This is a genomic window from Borrelia coriaceae (assembly GCF_023035295.1).
GTDB classification, from domain to species: domain Bacteria; phylum Spirochaetota; class Spirochaetia; order Borreliales; family Borreliaceae; genus Borrelia; species Borrelia coriaceae.
Genome location: NZ_CP075098.1, coordinates 1 through 22,660 on the forward strand (window position 1 = coordinate 1; position 22,660 = coordinate 22,660).

Consider the following 22,660-nt stretch of genomic DNA (forward strand, 5'->3'; position numbering starts at 1 on the left):
TAGTTTAATTGTTATTAGTACAATATATCCTGCCGTGGGCCTCTCTTAATAGTTAAGATTCATAACTAAATAGTTCTCTTATCACCCATTTTAACATATAAAACACTTGCCTTTCTTCCCTAATTAAAGTATCCTATACTATAATGCTAAAATTACTACTATTCTTAACTATGATCATTAATCTATCTGCTATATCTGAAGAAAAAAGAAAAGAATATGAAAAACGCGATCAGTACACTGAAGCAACAAGAAATTTAATACGCGTCAAAGACTGGAAAACTAACTTTAATAACCTCAATAAACTTGGTCCATATTTTATGAAAGAAATCGAAAACATTAAATCTTTATTTAATCTATCAGAAAAAGATTTCTCTATATTTTGTACCCCTTATGACACTATCTGCCCCCCACTATCATTAAATGATATATTTAGAAGACACCAATATACAATGAAAGAATATTTCTCATTTTTAAATACTCTCAAACGCAAAAACCCTGACCAAGCTGCCTATCTCATATCTGAAATATATGAATTACGCATAATATTTGGTATCACACAAGAAACTATATATGGTTTCAACTATGAAAAACCACAAAACGCAATCAAACACAATCCTGAATACAAAAAAACTTTTGAATCACTCAAAAACATATATTACAAAGCACAACATGATCTCGATTTAGCTACCAATATACTTAAACAAAATTATACAGATAATAATTTCGATACATTCATGCTTAAATTCATCGAAATTCATAAACTTGCTACCCACGCATATTTTAATATTTACAACCTCCTATATAAATGCATACACAGTCAATCAACAGAAGAAAAAAATAAATATTGCAAATACACACATAATACATATTATTAGTATTATCCAAATCATTATACATAACCTTGTTATTTTTGCATAAATAAAGTATCCTTTTATTAAAGGTTAACAATGTTAAAAATTCTCCTATTCTTAACTGCTATCATTAATATATTCCCTACTTCTAAAGAAGAATATGATAAATATCATAAATTTAACGAAAAAAAAAAAAAATTAGTACGCGTAAAAAACTGGCAAACCAATTTTAATAACTTGAAAAAGTTAGGAGTACACTTCACACACGAAATCGATAATATTAAATACGCACTTGAACTCTCTGATCAAGAACTCTCTCTTTCCTGTAAATACAAACCTAACACCAATATCTGCTCACCTCTACCAGAAAACAGAACATTTGAACCATACAAATACATTCTTGAAAAATTTCATTCATTCACTAATCCCATCAAACATAAAAACCCTGACCAAACTGCTTATCTAATATATGAAATATATGATCTAGAAACAATCTTTGGTATCACACAAGAAACCATATATGGTTTCAACGAAAACAAACCAGAACTAGCAACCACATACAATCTTGCATACAAAAAAACATTCGAAACACTCAAAAACATATATTACAAAGCAAAACATGATTTCGATTTTGCTACCAATATACTTAAACAAAATTATACAGATAATAATTTCGATACATTCATGCTTAAATTCATCGAAATTCATAAACTTGCTACCCACGCATATTTTAATATTTACAACCTCCTATATAAATGCATACACAGTCAATCAACAGAAGAAAAAAATAAATATTGCAAATACACACATAATACATATTATTAGTATTATCCAAATCATTATACATAACCTTGTTATTTTTGCATAAATAAAGTATCCTTTTATTAAAGGTTAACAATGTTAAAAATTCTCCTATTCTTAACTGCTATCATTAATATATTCCCTACTTCTAAAGAAGAATATGATAAATATCATAAATTTAACGAAAAAAAAAGAAAATTAGTACGCGTAAAAAACTGGCAAACCAATTTTAATAACTTGAAAAAGTTAGGAGTACACTTCACACACGAAATCGATAATATTAAATACGCACTTGAACTCTCTGATCAAGAACTCTCTCTTTCCTGTAAATACAAACCTAACACCAATATCTGCTCACCTCTACCAGAAAACAGAACATTTGAACCATACAAATACATTCTTGAAAAATTTCATTCATTCACTAATCCCATCAAACATAAAAACCCTGACCAAACTGCTTATCTAATATATGAAATATATGATCTAGAAACAATCTTTGGTATCACACAAGAAACCATATATGGTTTCAACGAAAACAAACCAGAACTAGCAACCACATACAATCTTGCATACAAAAAAACATTCGAAACACTCAAAAACATATATTACAAAGCACAACATGATCTCGATTTAGCTACCAATATACTTAAACAAAATTATACAGATAATAATTTCAATACATTCATGCTTAAATTCATCGAAATTCATAAACTTGCTACCCACGCATATTTTAATATTTACAACCTCCTATATAAATGCATACACAGTCAATCAACAGAAGAAAAAAATAAATATTGCAAATACACATAATCATTTATTCCCCTTTCATACCTATGAAAATGCAAAAAGAAAAGAAATTTAAATATTTCAAACCCAAATTTCTTATTCTTTTACTATTTTTAAATCACTATCTTGAGTTCATCATGCTACCGATTTTATCAACGCTACTATTTCTCCCCACTTACTATCTACCACATCTGAAAACTCTTTCATAGTTGGCTCTGCGAAAAAGCTATCCAATATATTCTTTATCTCCCTTTGATCACCCTTATCTTTCACACTCTTTATTACATTAATAGCTCGACCTAGAAGTCCTTTCCTTTTATCAATTATCTGTTGTAGCGCATCATCAATCCTAATAATAACTTCTGAATTAAATTTCGAATTAGTTGAAACTGAATGCTTAATTATCTCTTTATGCAAATCTTTTATTACCAAGTCTAAACGATATGACAAATAGTATAAAAATACATACATACTATCAATAGAATCATAAAGAATTTTCCCATCAGAATCATAAACAGACTTACCCCACTCATTACAAATACCAAGACCAGTTTTTGGTATTACTTCTGACTTGTCCAATAAAGGCACCAAATAGCTCCAGTAATTTTCTTCTATCCCTGTCTCTCCCTTTTCAAGATCGTTTGTTAGGCTTAGGTAAATATAATGTCGGCCTTTATCAAAAGACTTAGGTTTAAAGTCTGTGTTTAAATTTAAACGGCCCATTTTTTTTGTTGAACAATAGAATCTGTCATCATCAGGCGCCCCAGTCAGTAATAGTCTAACATATAGGTTTCTATAGTAATTAATTTTACCGATCATACGATTATAAGCCACTACTTTTTGATTAAAATCTTTCCTTGCTGCATCTTCTTCTGCCTTTCTTCTTGCTGCTTCTTCTGTTTCTCTCACTTTAGCTGCATCTTCTTCTGCCTTTCTTCTTGCTGCTTCTTCTGTTTCTCTCACTTTAGCTGCATCTTCTTCTGCCTTTCTTCTTGCTGCTTCTTCTGTTTCTCTCACTTTAGCTGCATCTTCTTCTGCCTTTCTTCTTGCTGCTTCTTCTGTTTCTCTCACTTTAGCTGCATCTTCTTCTGCCTTTCTTTTTGCTGCTTCTCCCTTTTTCGCTACCACGCCTCCAAGTAAACTGAAAACCGTACTCTCACGACCCAAATTATTATCAAAACCTTCTTTTCGACTATTTTGAGAACAGCCTAGAATAAATACATACAATGTATAAATCACTAAACAAAATCGTTTCATAATTAAATATCTCCTAATTTAAAACATAAATAACAATAAAAGTTATAGGCATTTATTATAAGCTCACACGAGCTTAAGACCTCTCTGTTTTAAAACATAAATAACTATAATAAAAAGTCATAAACATTTATTATAGGCTCACAAAAGCTAAGACATCCCTGTTTTAAAACAGATAAACAATCAATATTGTTACAATAAATATACTAACCTTTTTAAATATTATTCGGTATAAATATTTTCCTCCTTTTCTAATATCAAATATTAGTTACTCTAAAACAAAAGAATACTATTATTTAACTTACATCACATCAAATTTATTGAATCAATCAATACAATATTATTAACTCAATAAACTACATTACAATTTTTCAATTGCAGCATCATTATTAAGTACAAGTCTTTTTTTATCTTTTATAATAAAACCTCTATCCATTAAATCTGATAAATATTGCCTTATTCTATAATCAGACACATTTGTCTCTTTATTAATTTTCCTTAAAGGCTTTATTGTACGCTTATCATCCTCTAAATTAGATTCAATAAATCCAAGTACTTCTTCAACCCTTTGCAAGGGTTTTTTATACTTTCTTGAACTTGAAATTTGACGATTTTTAACCTTGCCCTTTACACCAACCCCACTTCCTGTAGGTAATGTGACTAAGTGTAATAACTTTTGTTCATAAAATTTATGATACGCATTTTGTATTATGCAAAATACCATTGCTAAAAATATATCTAGACAAACAGACAATAATAATAATAAATAAACAAAAACTATATTAAGATAATCATCTCTAGCAATAACAGCAGATGTTCCATTTAAAACATTAGCTGCCTTAAACTTATTATTATTTACAGCCGACCTTTCAATTAAACTGCTAAGCTTCAACCTCAAATCCTGCAAAGACTCTAAATACTCATTCCTTTGATTAAATAACTCCTTATTCTCCCTACTTGCATTCTCAATCTCTCTCATATAATCTTGCTTCATGGTTCTATACCTATAATCCAAGCTTAAATGCTTATTTTTAGCAAACTCTATACGATCATTATTATTCTTAATCTTAATATCAATACTAGCTATCTCACCTTCAATTATCTTCTCTTTATCAAAGAGTAGCTTACGCATACCTTCCTCTTTTGCTATCTGACTCTTTTGAGTACCCAAAACAGTGTCCTTAATAGTATCTTCAAACATCAGGCTAAAGAAACTCTCAAAGCTCATCCATGAACTTACAGATTGCGTTATAAGTCCTATCACTAATAATACAAATATTGCTATTTTTTCTAAGCATGCAAATACTGAAATCCTAACACTACCTTCAGTAACACGCTTCCTTAATAAATAAAGAAAATACAATAATATTGAAGACGGTACTATTATAACGATTATTGTAAAAGGCAATGTAAAATAAAGCTTAGAATTACTACCAACCTCATAACTTGCAATACCTCTATGTGAATGCAACACATTGAAGAAAAACAAAAATAAAGCAAATAATATTAACCAAATATTACGAATTAAAAATTCAAAATTAAGTCTTAAAGACTCTACAATATTAAACTCAATATTATGATCTTTTGTTGGCTTGCTTTTACTCATCATGTATATAACCTTTTTACTTATAATACTAATATCTATAATACTATAAAATTAACAAATCATATATAACCTTTTTCACTTTCATGAAAGTTATCATTCTGCGGTGAATTTATTATATTTCATGAATGTTATCATTCTGCGGTGAATTTATTATATTTCATGAATGTTATCATTCTGCGGTGAATTTATTATATTTCATGAATGTTATCATTCTGCGGTGAATTTATTATATTTCATGAATGTTATCATTCTGTGGTGAATTTACTACATTTCATGAATGTTATCATTCTGTGGTGAAATATAAATTATTATGCCTACTAAGAAATGCCTAAATATTTTCCTAAAGCCACAAATAATTGTGCAACAAAATATGATACAGCAAATGCAGCAACAACTGTCAAAGAAGAAACTAACTGTCCTTTAAATCCTAATCTATTTTCTATTAAAGTTAATCTAGAATTGATCTGCCCTAGATCACTCTTAACATCCTCTATCTTTGAATCAAGCTTATCTACCCTAGCATCAAGTTTGCCTATCTTGGCATCAAGTCTAGCCTCAACTTTATCTATCTTTTCGTTAAGTCTAGTCTCAACCCCATCTATCTTTGAATCAAGCTTATCTACCCTAGCATCAAGCTTGTCTATTTTTTCATTAAGCCTACTCTCTACTCCATCTATCTTAGTATTTAAATCATTTTTAACCGTCTCTATTTTTTCATTAAGCCTACTCTCTACTCCATCTATCTTAGTATTTAAATCACTCTTTAGTATGCTTATCTTATCATCTAAATAATGAAAATTATCCAACATTCTATCTTGAAGAAGATCAAACTTTTCTTCAAGAACATAATAACTTATAATCTGGCCTTCAAATGTCACACTATGATAATCTTTTTTAATCCTCTCAGGCCTAACAGCATTCTTAGCTATCTCTTCATCAACTACTTGTTCTTTTACTTCAGCACTCATATCTAACCCCTAATTCCCTACATTCTAATTAATTATAACATAAGAAAAGAATAAGGCCAGTAACAGAAGTTACTAGCCTTATTCAGGGTGTAACACAGTAAGGATAATAAATTATCTTACTGTGTACAAGTAATATTATTTAATATTTTTAAAAAAAGTCAATAGATTTCTTCAATTGTTGCCGCATTTTTCTATTCTGACATCCTAAAACCTATTGAATGCTCCCTAGCTTTAAGCATACGCACAAGCTTATCAGCATCCAAAACATCACCATTAAAATTATAATTATTAATAATTACTGGGCTCTTTCTCTCACTTTGCTGTATTTTATTAATTTCTTCTGCAATGATTCTTGCTTCAATATTTCTCAAATTTTCATCAATCGGGGCTGGAGTTACTCTTATAAGCTCACTCTGTCCCATCTCACTAGTCATAAGTCTTAAGCCAGGCATATAAGTTGGCCTTGTACTCTTAAAAATAGCGCCTTTACGAGCAAGCTTTATCTCCTCAACCGAGCCTGCTGACTTGACTCTTGCTATTCTTCTTAATATTTCTTCTAATATTTTTTGAGCATCCTCTATATCAGCAGATCTACCAAAATGCCACCACCTTGCCTTTACTTTTTCAACTTCCGCTGCTGCTTTAATGCGCTCTGCTTCTAATTTTTCAAGCTTACGTGCACGCTCTACTTCAATCTTTTTAGAAGTCTCAGCCTTAGTTAGTGCTCCACTCTCTTGTTGCCTTTTAGATTTATACTCACTCTCTACTTGCGCAATTCGTCTTTGAAATTCCTCTCCAGATATCTGTCCCTTACTTTGTGCTTGCTTTAAGAATTCAATCTCTTTACTATACTGATCATCAAGCTCGTTTAGTTTTTCTTTTCGCATTGCAATTTCACGATCAAACCCTTCCTCAAGACGCATAAGTTCAACCTCACTTTGCTTAACTAATTCATCTAAGTCCTTATCACGCTTAGCTTCAATCTCTTTCATTCTTTGCTGTTCAAATCCTGTAAAAATACCTAAAACAAAATCCAAACCTGCTGAAGCCATTGCTCCCAAAGGCCCCGTACTTGATAGCATGCTTTTTGATACATCAAATAATGAACTAGTAAGGGTATCTGCAACCTTGCCTGAACCTTCTGCAAAACTTTTACCTAAATCCTGATTAACAATCCCAGAAAAATTATCTAAAAGACTATCTAAAAGCATAGAAAAAAAGGACTTAAAATTATCAGATGACTCTTCTAAAACTTGTTCTGATTGCTTTACAATTTGTAGCAAAGTACTTTTATTTGAATCATTAAGAGTATCAAAACTTTTTAAATATTTAGAAACAAATTCTTCCTTTTTCTTATTAATATCATTAGCAAGCTTCCTCATTGCCTTTTCTTGTTCTTCATATGGAAGCACCAAAATGTCTCTACTAAGTTTTGATATTTCATTTTGCAAATCCTTATGTTCACTTACAAAACTAAAATTAGACTTAGCAAAATTACTAACCTCCTTCTCAACATTAGCAAGTGTTTTTTGATTATCAGCAGTTAAAGAGTTAAAACTCTTACCATACCTCTTAATAAACTCCTTATTTTTAGCATTAATTGTAGCTTGTAAATCACGAGTAGCCTTCTCTTGTTCCTTTAAAGGTTTAAGAGCTACTTCTCTTTGACGAATAAAAATTTGTTCTTGTAAAGCCTTATAGTCTTTAATAAGATTATCATTTAACTTCTTTACTCGGTCAGGCTCATCCTTTTTTTTGCCACCCTCATCATTAGAAAGAGAAGTATTAGTCTTTTGCTCTGAATCCTTACTAACACCCCAAAACCCCTTCATCTTATCCCAAAGATTAGTTACCCAATTTGTAAGCTTTTTAAACATCTCGATAATTGGATCAAGTGCAATCTTAAACCCACTAACAAATTTGATAGTAACATAAGATACAAGATTTTTAAGCTTACCTAAAAGCTCCATTACTGATTCACTAATATTGCTTAGAGGAGTTAGAATACTTGAATGTATCCACTCTTGTGCTTTTCTAAAACCCGTCATCATGGTATTAAACAATAACTTAAATCCTAAAGTCAAAGTTCCAATAACATAAGATACAAGTTCTTTTATCTTATTAAACCCAATCATGAGGGTATTAAACCACAGTTTAAATCCTGAAACTACCGTTCCACCCATATACTTATAAAACTCTACATACTTATTAAATAAAAAAATTGTTGCAGAAGCCACTTTGGTTATTGGAACTACAATTCCTAAAAGTAAAGCTTGTTTTAACTTTTCAAAACCTATCATCATAGGTTCAAGGGCCTTCCCAAGCTCTAAAAATAGCTTCTGACTCATTTTAAAGGTTTGAAGTTGCGCTTCTGCTAGGGTTTTAGCACCACGAGCAGTATTGCCATAAAACTTACCACCCTCACTTGTAGCCTTTTTAAGGGCATTGCTTAATTCATTAAACCCTAGCTTACCATCACTTGCCATCTTAAATAAAGAACTACCAGCATCTTCAGCCTCTTTTGCTAAAATATCAGTAATATCAACCCCAACATTACGAAGTTCAGAAAGGTCCTCTAATGCAATATTATTCCCAGCTTCAACTTTAGAATAAACTTCTGCTAACTTCTCAAGCCCAGCACTACTACCCCCTGCTGCTTCTCCAAACATGCGCATTCGCTCACTAACCTCAGAAGCCGCTGCGCCATAAGAGAGCATAGTCTTAGCAGCATTACTTATAGCCTCACCAGTAAATAATGTCTCCTCACCAAAAGCTCTAATATCATCTGCTAAAACCTTCCCAACTTCAGTATCACCTAACATATCAGAAAATACACTGACCTCTTCATTAAATGAAGCTAGTGAGTCTAAAGCCCCAGTAAATACCCCAGTAATAGCCGAACCTATCCTCTCAACTACTTTAATAACCAGTGTTATTGGCAATGCGCTTACTGCAAGTTGATCTAATGCTTGTGCTGCCTTATTAGAAAAGGCCTTAACATCAAACAAGCTTTTACCAACACCTTTAAGAGTACTACTTAAGCTCTTAATATTACTAGACTTATCTCCAACGCCCTTAATTGAATTTGCAAGATTTTTAAAATTCTTTGAACTCTTCTCAGTATTTGCAAGCAAAGCATTATAAACCGTATTAAAACCGACCCCAGCCTTAGTTGCATGTTCTAATTTTGATTTTAAATCTTTTAAGTTCTCAAATTCTTCATATGCAATGTTTTTAAGCGCACTAGATATCTCATCCAATTTAGACTCATTACTAGTATTAATTGAAATAGGAATTACAATCTCATCAAGTGTCATTTACCCACACTCTCACTTTCAAGTTTTTTAATATAAAGATTAAGCTCCCTAAAAACAAGTACAAACCAGTAATTTTGATCATAAAGGCCTCCTTGACATGGAAGGCTTTTAACATTTCTTGAGAGAAGGGCTTGGCCAATTAAATATGCTAAAGAATCTTCATTATAATTAATCCAACTCATCTCACGCTTCATACTCTTTACAAACTCTGAATTTATCTTATCTGAATACTTTAAGACTTGGTTGTAGTGGTCTTTTTTGACGATGTAGTGCAATGCGAGCTCGACTTTTTTAATGCACCCTCTGCCTTTAATGTCTCAGACACATTGTTAATCTCAACTGCTAAGTTTGAAAGCATATCTTGTAAAAGCACTGCATCTCTTTCAACCATTTCTTTAGTTACAAGATTACCATTTTGATCAAAGAGTCCTTTAAACCCCACAACATTATCTCTCCAAATTTTTTTTACAAACTCAAGTTGCTTAGTTGTAACTTCTAAAGCCACCTTAGTATCAATCTCTTTACTAGAATTTAGTGTCAATTTTTGCAATAATTCGATTTGAAGGACTTTAATCCCCTCAATAAACCCATAATTTACACCTTCAAGTATTACAAATGCGTCTTTACTTTCAACCACATTTCCATTTCTTCTTATATAATCTGGAATATAAGGCAACTCAATACGTCCTGACAAATTAACATTAATAACCATAAAACTACATTCTCCTTAATTAAATTTCAAAAAACACCGCATCTTTAATATAGTCATAAGACATTGAAACTAACGGTTTTGAAAGGGTAACTTCACATTTAAGATCAATTTTTTGATTTGATAAATCCTGACTTGGACTAAATGTTGCTATTTGTCCTTCAGCAGCAATAAACTTAGTACGCTGATCCTCACTTTGAATCTGATTTACAAAAAGAACAAAAAATTCATAATTGCGTGGAAGTAGTTGCTTACCAATCTCATAATTCCCACTATCAGGCTTATTTACTATATCTCTTGTTATAAAATGTGAACGTTCTATATAAGTCTCAAGTAATTCTTCCTTATTAGCAACAGTTTCTCTAACAGAATATCCTGAAAACTCAACTGTTTGTTCTGGAACCTTTCCAATAGCTGAAATTGAACCACAAACTGTCTTTAGTGTCTCAGTAGCCTTAGTTGAATTGATTGCATACGAATAACCAATACAATATGTTCTAAAAAGCAATACTTCAATCTCATCATTATCACCAAAAGCTTTTTTAAAATCTTCGTACATTGAATCGTGATAGTAAAAAACACTACCCTCTTTAAAATCAAAATTTGCTAGTTTTGAATTTAAACTCAAGCTCTTAACTCTAAACACACATTCTTTAATTGATTTCCATTTACTAGGTTTAGTAAATGAGAGTGGCAAATCTTTTACAACCAAGTCTTTAGGCAATCCCCCTTCAATAGGAGCACTATCCTTGATCTGCGCCCCCTTAAAATTCCACTTGAATTTAGGTATATTTACTGATACTAAAACCGCACCAGATGGCATTTTTAACTTTTGTTCTGCCATTAATCTTCTCCTTAATTAAACTTAAAAAAATTTAAAAACAAATTATCTCTACATATGCTTCCAAAAGCATCATTTAACACCCCAAATCACTGCTATTAAGCCTAATCCCAAGCTTAGATCTAATTACAGTTACCATATTTACATCCTCTAAATCTTCACCTGACACTTGTGAGTCATCAATACTAAATGACTCAAGAGAATAATTTGAAACTAAAAAATTAACTATTAAAGTTGCAATCTCAAGACCAAGCGTCGGGTGATCACTACAATGTGTATAAACTAAAAAATCAAGACTTAATGCAAAAGAATAGTTTTTACATTTAAAGACAACTTCCCCTATGCTCTTTAATGCAAAAACTACAACCGGCAGTTTTAACGTCGTACAAGTATAAATCTCAGATTTATAGTAAATTTGGGTTGTTGTCAATTTGCTATAAAATAAATAATTCTTCAAATCCTTCTTGAATGTACTAAGAAATTGTTCTATAAACTTCATTTAAGCAAATCCTTAGCATTTCTTACAAGATTTACTTTCCAATTTGTATATTTCTTAGATGCACCCTTAGATTTAATTTTAAGCCATATAGGAACAGCTGCCGCCTCAAGCCCTTTATAAGAAGCCCAATTTCTAATCTTTGATAAACTAGGCTTTGGAAAATTAAGGCCATAAACCGCACCTGAATCTAACATATCTGAAAGCTGTGATCCAACTTTAATCCTAATATCAAAACCCTTAAGCGACTCTTGTGCTTCAATATTAGATATGTCTTTAAGCCTTCCTGGAATCTGAGTCTTTAGAACATCAAAATTCTTCCTTATCTTAAATCCAATAAAACTTTTAACCCTTTCAAAGATCGATTTTTTTATATCAAATCTAATATCACTCAAATTTAAAAGGCCCCCTAACCAATACTCAAAAAAGCACCACCATCAACCCTAGGAAAAAGCAAATCAAGCTGATCAAGTACTTGTCTAAACTTACAATCCTTCTGTTGCCCAGCCTTAGCACATCTAGAATTAAAAACTTCTGGATATACAACATCAAGCAATATAAATAACCAATTATTGTAAGCGTCACCTTTAATATAATAAAGTTTTAAAATTGACTTTGAATAACGCAAACACTCACAAAGCTGCAATTTAAGGCCTTGTGGGATATCTAGCTTACCATCTTCTCTAATGCATGTCATACGCAAAGATTCTAGAGAAGTTATACTTATCCACATCTTTAAAATGTCATCATCTCTAATTTTACGACTCATCTTAAGTTAATTGCCTTCTTAAGCCAAAATTAATATTAAGTTGTAATAGTAATCTCAACAACTTCTTGTGGATGGAAATGAATAACTCCTGCTGATTCCATTGAAGCATGAATATAATCACCATCAGGCCCTGCAAAACGTCTAAAGAATATTTCAGGAATCATTGGAACAAACATTACTTCAGGATTTGGCTCATAAAGAATTGGATGTTCAAGACCTTTAAATATTGAAGTTACTATATTATGGTCTTTTAAAAGCGCATCTTTTACTGTTATGTACTGTGGTTCACTATAAAGATCTACTAATAAATGTGAAAATTTATGTGGTAAGAGTAGATGATAAAACCCATCAAGTTTTTCCTTATACTTCTCAGATTCACGTTTAGCCTCTACAACCTTTTGATGCAATGCGCTCCCAGTAATTAGTGATGCAGCAGTCGTAGTACTAGCTATCTTACTCCTTCCCTTAAGTGTTGCAATCCCTTCCATCTTAATTGCTGGCTTTCCAAAAATAATTGAATGATACGCATCCTTCATAAGCCCAAGTTCCAAATTAGCCTTAACCTCATCCTCACTCATAGAACCATACATCAAATCCTTAAGTGATATTCGCTGTACTGTATCAAATACATGCATTTTATATGCCATTTCTTGAAAGAACATACTACTTCTTCCAATCTCATTACTATAATCTCCAAAACTTGCTGTAACATTATGTTCTAATACTGCCTTACGAGCAACATAATATCCTTGTCTAAGCTCACTTCTATTTATGATCTTGTAAGGCATTAACTCCTCAAGTCCATCCCTTGCAAGCTGCACAATATCTCCACTGTAAGTACCGCTTGACTCTACAAAAATACTTCTACTCAATCTTTAATCCTCCTAACCTATAATTAACCTATATCTATGCTGTAAACTTCCTACTACCACTAGAATCATATTCAGGACCAATCTGAATGTCTAATAGCACTAACCTTCCAACTCTATCACTACTAGTAGCACCTAAATCCTTGATCCTACCAACTTGAACCCCTCCCTTACCATCACTTACAAACTTGCCTTCTTTAAAAAATACGTACTGACCAATCTTAGGATCTAAATACAGCGCATCAAGAGTGATTACCACTTCTCCAAATCTCCTAATAGGAACCAATTCGCCTGGCAAGTAATTACAACTCTCATGCGATGCTATGTTTGTCTTTCTAAGAGCAAATCCACGAATAAAGTCTGATTCTTGAATACTAGATGTTGCTTTTTTAACTAAAACATCACCCATAGGGGACGATTTACTTGCTATTACCAAATCTCCAGGACCTATAGCCTCTGATCCAATATCAACTATTCCAGTCTCAGTTTGATGAAGGCCTGATTTGTGCTCAAATCCTGGTAAAAAATTCTTCTCTGTCTTAGTAAAATCAAAATTAGGCATTTACAACCTCCCTAGTAACAAGTCGATCCTTATGTCTTTGTGCTTTAGTATTATTTATAATCTGACCAACATACCTATTACGAGCATTAACCATTTGCTTGTAAGCTGTAAGTTCTTGTACAAGCAAACTTATATTATCAATCTGTGAATCAAGATCACCCGATTCATCAACCTTAAATTTGATGCTATATTTCTTTTTCATAGCATCTAAGAATGCCAATTTTGCATCCTTAATGCTACCAGCATTAGAAAATGGGGGAGTAATTTCATACTGCTCGCAAGCTTTCTCTAGATGTGCTAAAAGCTTAGAATCTTTAAATGCATCAACTTCGGCTTGCTTTTCAGCTTGTTTCCTAGCTTTAATAAAATTGCTCTCAGCTTCTGCCAATCTTCTCTCAAAATCTTCCCTTGAGATCATATCTGGCAGTCTCTTAGAATCTGCAATCAATTTCTCATACTCATCAGCAGAAATTGTTACAATGTCTTTAGCATCCTTACTACTAACATTACTAGCATCAGAAGATGAGCTACTTGATACTGATGCTTCATCCAGTAATTGTTCTCCTTTCATATTTACCTCCTTTAAAAAATTAAAAAAATTATTAATTATGTTTTTACCTAATCACCTTAACACTCCTTTTAAACTTGCAAAAACTCCTCAAGTTCAGATTGAATTTTTAAACTTAAATCTAAATCTCCCATTTCTTTAGCCTTGCTTAAAAGCTCTGTATATAAGGCTAGAGTACGTGCGTGCTTCTCATCAATTTCTGCTTGCTCCTTTTGACTAATAGGTTTAACCGCCTTAAACTGCCAATTAGACTCAAGCCCAAATTTTTCTAGTACTGAGTTTATAAATGGGGCTACCATAAGCCTACAGATTTGCTCAATATTAAGGTAAAATATGTCATAATTCCCAACACTGCCCTCCCCAGAAGGAGATATGGGATAGAGCACTTCTTTAGGAATCCCAGAATGAAGTGTTATATCAGATACAATAATATCAAAAGCATCTCTTATAGGACTTACAGAGCGTGTAATATTTGCAATATCATCCTCTCTTCCAAGTATCATCATCTTATGATTACTGTCTAGTACCCCTTCTATATTTTTCTTAAGCTCTGCTAAATCATAAGCAGTCATATCTTTTACTGATGGAAGGGTTGCTGACTTTAAGAAAGTAAAATTATTAACCTTTAAAAACCCTACAGTCTCATCAAGTAAAGTATTCATAATCCTACTACTCTTCTCTAATGCCCCAAAATTTAAAAATGAGGATTGCATTTTTATAATACGAGTTGGATGAATATTTTCAAAAGAATAATCATCACCATTACACACTTGCCCAAAATTAAAACAAAGACAAGGAAATCCACACTTAAGAGGTGTACGTGGATCTTCTGAATCGGGGACTACTATGTAAAATGCGCTCACTCCAGTAAGAATTGCTTTGTAGACCATATTCTTAATAACCCCTCTAAAATTATTATCAAATAGCTTAGAAAGACCATCACCCGTTTTATGCTCAATATCTCTTGATGCTGCAAATCCTGCGTATATCTCTGCTATTTGATGAGCAAGTCTTAAAGGGTCGCCAGTTAATGAATTGCTTGCTGGCATTAAAGGTGACTTTAGACTAGCATTCTCACTTTTTCTTAAAAATTTAAACTTAAACAAATACTGCCCTCCTTACATTAAAATTGATACTGCATTAAGAAATGCTGGAATGTACTCTAAATCCCTTTGCATAACAAGATTTGTAGCAGCACCACTATCCCTACCTAAAGATTCATCATAATAATACTCAGTCTGGCTAAACTCTAAAACCACATCCTCAGTCTCTTCTCTTTTAACTACATTAAGATTATTAGGTATAAGATAATCTGAGAGCACATAAAGATTACGATTTCTTGCAATTAAAGACCCCCTACCGAACTTAGAAAAAACAAATCTTAACTCTTCTCTAGCACAAGGCAAAACAAAAGTCCCTCTAAAACGTGCACACTCACTAGCATAATCTTCTCTTGAGAGTAACACTTTACTACTAGCATTAGTTACAACTGTTACTGGAAGGTAAGCAATTCTTCCAACAAGAACTTCTAGAAAGCAAACCCTATTTCCCTTAATGTGAACTCCAGTATAAAAACTGCCCTGCAACCCTGAAATAAAACTCTCATCACAAACATTAAAATCTTTTATAAACCGTGCTGTACCAAACTCAAATTCTTCTCCTAAAACCTCAATTCGAAATCCAATATCATTACCATGATACGCAAGTCTTTGTCTCTCTAGCCACAAATCAATATCTCCTCCATTTAAGAAAGGATTATCTTTATAAGTACTCTTAATAACACACACCGCAGGATTATCTTCATTTGAAATATAACGTTTGTAAAGCCAATGCGAACTAGGTACTGGATTACTTGACATGTAAATCCTACCACCACGCTCTCTCATTGTAGGAACAAGCATTTCAATATCAGATTCAGTAAATTGATTAGCCTCCTCAAGCCATAAATCTTTAAAATGTGCATAGGATTTAAGATCCGTTGTATCATGACCACCTTCAAATACAAATGCTCGTTTACGCCCATATATTAAATTTTTTGTCTCTATCTTAGCCTTACTCACATTAAATTCACGCCTTAAGTTATACCTATGGAGTAACTCTAAAATTTCTTTATGAATTGACTGAATTGTTTTATTTTTCTTCTTTCTAACTGCTAAAGTATCACCGCCTTCGGGTGTAAACTTTCTCTCAAGATTTACTGTTGCAATATCATAAGTCTTCCCAGTACCACGACTTGAGTAATAAATAAAAATCTCAGCATTAGGTTTATTTTGGTATGCTTCAAAGTAAACTGGCAGTCTTTTAAATCTCAAATTATTCACTCACACTCTTATTTATAAAACTCTTAATCTCATCATCACTATAAGCGCAACTACCAAAAACTTTACTATCCTTACTACTTAAAGGTAATTTTTCTTTATTAATGATGTCTAAAACCAAATCCTCAACTTCAGATATTCCAAGCACTGCAAAAAACATTCTATATGCATGAAGACTTGTTGCTAAAACATTACTATTTGAAAATTCAAACATACGAGCAGCAAATGCCTTAAGTAATGCCTCGCGAGCACTAGAAGAATTATTCAAAGCTAAAAAATGTGCCTCAACTGATTCTTTTAATATTCTCTTATAATCAAATTCATCACTACTCAAACCAAAACTCCTTTTAATTTGCATTAAAGATCATATCTGTAAAACGAAAGATAAGCTAAATTCTTAGGTCTAGTCTCACTACCAGCGTTTTCAGTTGCCTTTGGAAAATGGTACTTAGCAACATAAGAACCAAGCACTATGCCATATACCAAAGCATAAGACCCATCTTTCCAATACCAACTATCCTCACGTTTTGACCCATAAGCCCTCTTAAATAATCTATAACGCTCATCATAATCTATGCCCTTATACTTAATAAGGTGTTTATGCTTCTTTAATGAAGAAGACTGAATATGACCAATAGTACGAACAGAGTCATTTAAACCTTTTGCATCATAATGCCTTAAGAACCCACCTAAAAGATATGGCGCATAAGTCATACCTAAGACTTTAGTTGCATAGCAATTTTGTGGTAACAGCCTACCATCTGGAATACAAAATTTATTGGTATTAGTAAATGCTTCAATAAGCTTAGATCCATTAAGTTTTCTCCCTTCAACTGGGAATTTAGCAGTTAGCATGCCAACTGGAACCTTTTCTATAAAAAAATTAATCATATGTTCTAAAACAGCATCCAAATTATCATCTAAAATTGCTTGCATACTATTATTAATGGGATAGTACTTTCTATTTGCAATACTCTTACCATCACAAACTGCAAACACATTTTTATCTTTTAGTAAAATAGGCTCGCCAATTACTCCTTCATAACCTTTAGCATCAAGATAATCACCAACTCCAAATTGTATGCGAACATTACTATTTGCAATTCGTGATTTTAAATCCTTATAATCCTTGTTACTAATACTCATAACAAACTACCAATCATATCTGTAAAACGAAAGACAAGCTACATTTACAGGTCTAGTTTCACGATCACCATAATATTCTGTAGAATCTGGGAAGTTGTACTTTGAAACATAAGGACCAAGAACCATATTATGTACAAATGCATAATTACCATTAGCCCAATCACCAGACTTGTAAAGCTCCTGAAAACTTGAAATCAGACGTCCCTCAAAATTCATAGAACTTTTATTTAAGACGTGAGAATGTCTTGCAAATGAATCATATTGAATATTCCCAATAGTACGAACATAGTCATATACACCAGCTGGGTCATAATGCCTTAAGAACCTACCTGCAAGATTTGGTGCATAAGAAATTCCAAATTTTGTCCTTACAAAACATCCTTCTGGAAGTTTTCTGCCATCTGGTAAGCAAAACTTTCCCGTCCCTTCAAATGCTTCAATTAATTTAGACCTATTAAGCTTGATGCTTTCTTCTGCAAACTCTGCTGTTAAAAACCCTGGATAAGTATTCTCCATACAGTTTTCAATTAAATTTCTTACATAAGAATCTAGAGTATCATCATCTAAGACTGGTAATAGTCCTTTATTTATTGGATAATACTTTCGATTTTGGCTACTCTTACCATCACAAATAGCAAAAAGCTCCTTATCTTCTACTACAATAGGCTCTCCAAGCTTACCAACATAAGTCTTTGCTTGCTCTATATCCCCAACGCTAAATTGTATTTTTACATTATCAGCTTGTAAGCGTCTTTTTATCTCTTCAAAATCCTCATCACTTATAGCCAAATTATGCTACCTCCTCTTTATCCCTCAAATTACCCTCATAAACATTTGCATCAATAACTTGAGTATCAACATCTAATTTTTTTGTAAACGAAATACCAATCTCGTTTTTTAAGAAAAAATCACGCATAAATAAACTTAAAGAATCAATCTTAAGACCCACCTTATTTTCTGCAAAACCATTACCCTCAAGCCTTGCACTTACAACCTCATCAAGTTGTAATGCAACACCCAAATTTTTTATAAACTCAACTCCAGTAGCTTTAAAGCTTGAAAATTTGCTAAAGTGTAAGCCTTCGCGATTTCCCTTAACAATCCCACCACGCATTATTGCATTAACTCCATTTGCAACTGATGCCTTTTTATTGGAATGAACTTCAACACCAATAAGAGTCATATCACGAACATCATGAATAGCAAATCCACAATTAGTTGACTTAAAAGCAACATTCTCAAGAAGTATCTTTAAAACCCCACTTGTTTTTAAAGCCACTCCTTGATTGCAAATAAATGTAATGTCTTTAAGATATAAAAAATTTACTTATCATAATTTACGTCCTCAACGCTTCTTAATGCATCAAAACATTTTTTTAATTCTTGCTTAAATGCACGTTTGATTTTAAATTGCTCTTTAAATAAAAGTGCTTCTAATTCCCCTATCATTTCTTTAATGTGTGAATCTAACTTTTCAATATCTTTTTTAAGGCTTTCTTTTAAGAAACTCTTTAATGATTCAAATTCACTCTTAAGTCGTTCTTCAGCTTCAACACGTAATTCACCCATCATCTCTTTTTTAAATTCAACTAAAAAACCCTTAAATGCGTAAGTTCCAATCCAAGAAACACACACAAATAATGCAGTTGCAATACTTCCAATAATATTAATATGCTTTTTAATTCCATTAGACAATTAAATATTCTCCTTTATTTAATAGGCCTTTAAGACTTGAATGATAAACAAGAATACTTTACTTTTCCTCACCTTTAACAAAGCCAATAAAAGCAAAGTAACTTGCCCCTCTTTTTGGAAAAACATTACTGAAAATCAGTATTATAACTATAAGATCTCTAATTATAATACTATTATATATATTAATAATTGACTTAAGTCAATTATTAATATATATAATGAAAAATTCAGCTCTTAAAAGCCAAATAAGGCCATTACAGACTAAATAACTTACATTTTGCTATAAAAAATAGTTAACAATTAGCCAATAATTATTATTATATGAACTATATTTAAATTTTTACGTATAATAAAGTATAAAAATAAAAAAATATAAAAAGGAAAAACATTACTATGAAAAGAATAGAACATATAAAATTATATACAGTTGGAGAGGTAGTAGAAATATTAAATGCAGACTTCAACCATCAGACAACTTCCCCTGTTCTTTGCAGGAAAATAACAATGTTAACTGCTTACGTTATATATAATAAATCAAGATATATCCCAGAAGACATAATTGGCGACTTAATTGTAAGCATAAGAAAAAGAGAAATAAGATTCAAGACTGAAAAAATCATTGCAAAAAAATTAGAAAGCATAAAAAATTTTATAAAGGTATATGAGCAAAAACATAAACAACCTTCTTCTACAAAAGAAATAAACAATATCAATACGAATGAAATTCTAGAAGCAATAATACAACTAAAAGAAGAAATAATACAACTAAAAGAAGAAATACAAAAAATGAGAAAACAAGAACAAGAAGAACTCAAAGAAAAAAACAAGGAAATAACGGAACCAAAAGAAATGATGCAAAAAAAATGACACAAACAAAATTTATGCACATACACAAAAGTCATTCAAACACATGCAATACAAAAAACATTTGACTTTAATTTTAAATTTTATTAATTTTAATAAGCAGGTTCACATAACATTTTAAATCAAAAACTAAGACTGCAAAGAATATTCTATTCAAATTTAAAATCACTGTAACTAAAATGTAGGAGAAATATTTTTTGATTTTTTAGATAAATCAAAAAATATGTCAAAAAAAATCAACATTAAAGTCAATATCAACAAATTAATTAAAAATCTGGTTGACATTAATTCTGAATTGATCTAAACTTAAAATCATGATTCTACTTATTACAATTAATATTAAGGTTTTTTATTATATATATTGTTTTACTAAAGTCGTTTCCAAGGTGTTTGGGAGGATAAGAGAATGGTGCATAAAAAAAATCACCTCGACTTTAAGTCTAGTCAAGAGTGAATTATTTATATATAATAAATATATAAATTTCCAAAGCTTCATGAACACATGAAAATCTAAACTTTGGAATACAAAAATATTAATCCTATGAATAGTGTAACAAAAGAAACAAAAAAATTCAATTCAAATGATACCAAAGACCAAATAAAGTCAATACTAAAATCACTTGTAGAATTAAATAAAGATAAAACATCTTCTGCTGCTACTAAATTTATCCGTGTATCACAAGTTAGATATCAAATAAACAGAATGTTAAGACGCAAGCTGCGCTTGTATAAAATATACTGGATAATAGATATAAAGAATGCAAAATACAGGAAGTCGTGTGGAGTAGAAGAATACTCAGCACGTGATATATACAATATAGTAATCAAGCTGCTGAAAAATGATGGACAAAAGACAGTATGTAAACGAACAATTGAAAGAGATATAAAGTTATTAAATGAAATGGGTCTTTTAGAATCTAAAATCATAAGATTTGGTGAAAATAAGGGCAGCATGTCTTTTTATAAACAAAATATGCAGTTAGCACATTTACATAAAGACATAATCTTTAAATACCTTTTACATTTACTAAAAGAGAATTTAAGTGATAAAAAAATTGTTGGTAATTTTGATGACTCATTAGAAGAAAGCAATTTTAATTACACAAATCTAAAAAAATTTGGAATCCTATCTGAAATAGATGACCCAAATAAAAGTGTAATGTCGCATCGTGTCGCCCCTCATGCTTTTAATAGTAAAGCTAATATAAGCAATAATAAGAATTCTAAAGAATTGCTTCTTAAGAATAATGATTCGAGTAAACCAAAAAAAGAAGAGTGTAGATTTAAAAGGAATGATGTAGAGACAAGGTTAACCTCTGAACATAAAATCAGTAAAAATTATCTAAACCAAATAAAAGAATACAGTAACAACGATGCAACATATATCAATGCCCTAATCAATCTAGAGACTGCAATAAATGAGTACCAAGGTGAATATTACATCGAAGATATTTTAGAACATTTCTTAAAGCAGTTTGGTAATAGGTACAAGTATAAGATTTGGATGATGATGAAGCGTAGTGATGGAGTTATTAGCGATTATGATCTTATTTGGGAAGGTAGGTTTAGGGATTGGTATCCCAATAAGTACAAGAGTAATTGTGCCGTCAAATCGACTTATGGAGAAAATTTACGAATAGGAATTAAAAAAGCATCTGTTGTTAAGGAGAAAAGGGCTAATGAGCAGTTAAATGTAGAAGAATTAAGAGAGAAAGAAAAAGAAAAAGAAAAAGAGAGTGAAGAGCAAAGAAAACGCGAATCTGCTAGTCTGCAAAAATATTTAACTGGGTTATTTGAAAGAGAAGCAAAAGAAAGAGAAGAGCGACTTAGGAAGGCAAGAGAAGAAGAATTGAATTTAAAAAAGAAAGCTAGAGCAAGCATGCTTGCTACTTTGGAAAGGAGTAAGAAAGGGTGTGTTGAGTTGGGTATAGCAAATAATGGGATGGATAACATGATAGATGCTAGTTCAAATGATGATTCTATGGTTAAATTTGCAATTAGAGATGAGTTTGGCGGCTTTAAAACTACTAAGGGGATGAGTATGCTGAATTTGGGAATAATGATTGAAGATATAGGCCAAAATGAGAATTTAAAAGAAAAGGAGAGTAAATGAGATTTAATTTGAAATATTTAGCAAGAAGATTATATAAGAATGCCTAGATTTTGGAATACTTACATGAGCCGTGAAGTGCAATCTAAAAGGACAGATAAGAAAATAATTAACTTTGTAATGTATAAGT

Annotated in this window: 25 protein-coding genes; 5 read left to right on the forward strand and 20 right to left on the reverse strand. The window is 31.6% G+C overall.

Annotation, left to right across the window (positions count from 1 at the left end):
* Window positions 1–143 precede the first annotated feature (143 nt).
* The 3 genes from bcCo53_RS08245 to bcCo53_RS08255 all read left to right on the forward strand — a co-directional run bounded on the left by bcCo53_RS08245 (window position 144) and on the right by bcCo53_RS08255 (window position 2,462).
* Window positions 144–875 (forward strand): hypothetical protein, encoded by a 732-nt coding sequence (locus bcCo53_RS08245; RefSeq protein WP_246938476.1) that lies wholly within the window; start codon window positions 144–146, stop codon window positions 873–875.
* Window positions 876–947: 72 nt separating this feature from the next.
* A complete protein-coding gene (locus bcCo53_RS08250; protein ID WP_246938477.1) occupies window positions 948–1,676 on the forward strand; it encodes a hypothetical protein in 729 nt (242 codons plus the stop codon).
* Window positions 1,677–1,748: 72 nt separating this feature from the next.
* Window positions 1,749–2,462: a hypothetical protein gene (locus tag bcCo53_RS08255; RefSeq protein ID WP_246938478.1), complete on the forward strand. Its 714-nt coding sequence runs from the start codon at window positions 1,749–1,751 to the stop codon at window positions 2,460–2,462.
* Window positions 2,463–2,573: 111 nt separating this feature from the next.
* Here the strand turns inward: bcCo53_RS08255 and bcCo53_RS08260 are convergent, their stop codons facing one another.
* From bcCo53_RS08260 to bcCo53_RS08355, 20 genes are all read right to left on the reverse strand, one after another.
* Entirely contained in the window at window positions 2,574–3,695 is a 1,122-nt protein-coding gene (locus tag bcCo53_RS08260; RefSeq protein ID WP_246938479.1) for a cell envelope integrity TolA family protein, read from the reverse strand.
* 358 nt (window positions 3,696–4,053) lie between these two features.
* Entirely contained in the window at window positions 4,054–5,301 is a 1,248-nt protein-coding gene (locus bcCo53_RS08265; protein WP_246938480.1) for a hypothetical protein, read from the reverse strand.
* A gap of 314 nt (window positions 5,302–5,615) precedes the next feature.
* Complete coding sequence (locus bcCo53_RS08270) at window positions 5,616–6,266, reverse strand: apolipoprotein A1/A4/E family protein (RefSeq protein WP_246938481.1); 651 nt, start codon at window positions 6,264–6,266, stop codon at window positions 5,616–5,618.
* 191 nt (window positions 6,267–6,457) lie between these two features.
* Window positions 6,458–9,583, reverse strand: a complete 3,126-nt coding sequence (locus tag bcCo53_RS08275; protein WP_246938482.1) for a tail tape measure protein — start codon at window positions 9,581–9,583, stop codon at window positions 6,458–6,460.
* The gene (locus bcCo53_RS08280) at window positions 9,580–9,777 is read right to left on the reverse strand and encodes a hypothetical protein (RefSeq protein WP_025409025.1); all 198 of its coding nucleotides are present in this window, start codon (window positions 9,775–9,777) and stop codon (window positions 9,580–9,582) included. The genes bcCo53_RS08275 and bcCo53_RS08280 overlap by 4 nt, the downstream gene beginning before the upstream one ends.
* A gap of 38 nt (window positions 9,778–9,815) precedes the next feature.
* Window positions 9,816–10,295 carry a hypothetical protein gene (locus bcCo53_RS08285; RefSeq protein WP_246938483.1) on the reverse strand — a complete coding sequence of 160 codons (480 nt, stop codon included), beginning with the start codon at window positions 10,293–10,295 and terminating at the stop codon, window positions 9,816–9,818.
* Between the two features lie 19 nt (window positions 10,296–10,314).
* On the reverse strand, window positions 10,315–11,136 hold the full coding sequence (locus bcCo53_RS08290) for a hypothetical protein (protein WP_025409023.1): 822 nt from the start codon (window positions 11,134–11,136) through the stop codon (window positions 10,315–10,317).
* A 73-nt stretch (window positions 11,137–11,209) separates the two neighbouring features.
* The gene (locus tag bcCo53_RS08295) at window positions 11,210–11,632 is read right to left on the reverse strand and encodes a hypothetical protein (protein WP_025409022.1); all 423 of its coding nucleotides are present in this window, start codon (window positions 11,630–11,632) and stop codon (window positions 11,210–11,212) included.
* Complete coding sequence (locus bcCo53_RS08300; protein ID WP_246938484.1) at window positions 11,629–12,024, reverse strand: hypothetical protein; 396 nt, start codon at window positions 12,022–12,024, stop codon at window positions 11,629–11,631. Before bcCo53_RS08300 ends, bcCo53_RS08295 begins: the two co-directional genes overlap by 4 nt.
* Before the next feature lie 14 nt (window positions 12,025–12,038).
* Window positions 12,039–12,398, reverse strand: a complete 360-nt coding sequence (locus tag bcCo53_RS08305; protein WP_246938485.1) for a hypothetical protein — start codon at window positions 12,396–12,398, stop codon at window positions 12,039–12,041.
* Window positions 12,399–12,433: 35 nt separating this feature from the next.
* Entirely contained in the window at window positions 12,434–13,270 is an 837-nt protein-coding gene (locus bcCo53_RS08310; protein WP_246938452.1) for a hypothetical protein, read from the reverse strand.
* A 34-nt stretch (window positions 13,271–13,304) separates the two neighbouring features.
* Window positions 13,305–13,829, reverse strand: coding sequence for a gp53 minor capsid family protein (locus tag bcCo53_RS08315; protein WP_025409114.1), 525 nt, complete (start codon window positions 13,827–13,829; stop codon window positions 13,305–13,307).
* Complete coding sequence (locus tag bcCo53_RS08320; RefSeq protein WP_025409127.1) at window positions 13,822–14,400, reverse strand: hypothetical protein; 579 nt, start codon at window positions 14,398–14,400, stop codon at window positions 13,822–13,824. The genes bcCo53_RS08315 and bcCo53_RS08320 overlap by 8 nt, the downstream gene beginning before the upstream one ends.
* A gap of 68 nt (window positions 14,401–14,468) precedes the next feature.
* Window positions 14,469–15,503, reverse strand: coding sequence for an anti-CBASS protein Acb1 family protein (locus bcCo53_RS08325; protein WP_246938453.1), 1,035 nt, complete (start codon window positions 15,501–15,503; stop codon window positions 14,469–14,471).
* A 12-nt stretch (window positions 15,504–15,515) separates the two neighbouring features.
* Window positions 15,516–16,718: a PBSX family phage terminase large subunit gene (locus tag bcCo53_RS08330; RefSeq protein WP_246938486.1), complete on the reverse strand. Its 1,203-nt coding sequence runs from the start codon at window positions 16,716–16,718 to the stop codon at window positions 15,516–15,518.
* Window positions 16,711–17,049, reverse strand: a complete 339-nt coding sequence (locus bcCo53_RS08335) for a hypothetical protein (RefSeq protein ID WP_025408989.1) — start codon at window positions 17,047–17,049, stop codon at window positions 16,711–16,713. The genes bcCo53_RS08330 and bcCo53_RS08335 overlap by 8 nt, the downstream gene beginning before the upstream one ends.
* A 23-nt stretch (window positions 17,050–17,072) precedes the next feature.
* Window positions 17,073–17,861 carry a hypothetical protein gene (locus bcCo53_RS08340; protein WP_025408988.1) on the reverse strand — a complete coding sequence of 263 codons (789 nt, stop codon included), beginning with the start codon at window positions 17,859–17,861 and terminating at the stop codon, window positions 17,073–17,075.
* 6 nt (window positions 17,862–17,867) lie between these two features.
* On the reverse strand, window positions 17,868–18,650 hold the full coding sequence (locus bcCo53_RS08345; protein WP_025408987.1) for a hypothetical protein: 783 nt from the start codon (window positions 18,648–18,650) through the stop codon (window positions 17,868–17,870).
* A gap of 1 nt (window position 18,651) precedes the next feature.
* Complete coding sequence (locus bcCo53_RS08350; protein WP_025408986.1) at window positions 18,652–19,140, reverse strand: hypothetical protein; 489 nt, start codon at window positions 19,138–19,140, stop codon at window positions 18,652–18,654.
* A 44-nt stretch (window positions 19,141–19,184) separates the two neighbouring features.
* Window positions 19,185–19,556 carry a hypothetical protein gene (locus tag bcCo53_RS08355; RefSeq protein ID WP_025408985.1) on the reverse strand — a complete coding sequence of 124 codons (372 nt, stop codon included), beginning with the start codon at window positions 19,554–19,556 and terminating at the stop codon, window positions 19,185–19,187.
* Window positions 19,557–19,949: 393 nt separating this feature from the next.
* Between bcCo53_RS08355 and bcCo53_RS08360 the strand changes: the two genes are divergently transcribed.
* Together bcCo53_RS08360 and bcCo53_RS08365 are read left to right on the forward strand one after the other, a co-directional pair.
* A complete protein-coding gene (locus bcCo53_RS08360; protein WP_025408984.1) occupies window positions 19,950–20,423 on the forward strand; it encodes a hypothetical protein in 474 nt (157 codons plus the stop codon).
* Between the two features lie 514 nt (window positions 20,424–20,937).
* Window positions 20,938–22,533, forward strand: a complete 1,596-nt coding sequence (locus bcCo53_RS08365; RefSeq protein WP_246938487.1) for a plasmid maintenance protein — start codon at window positions 20,938–20,940, stop codon at window positions 22,531–22,533.
* Window positions 22,534–22,660: the final 127 nt, after the last annotated feature.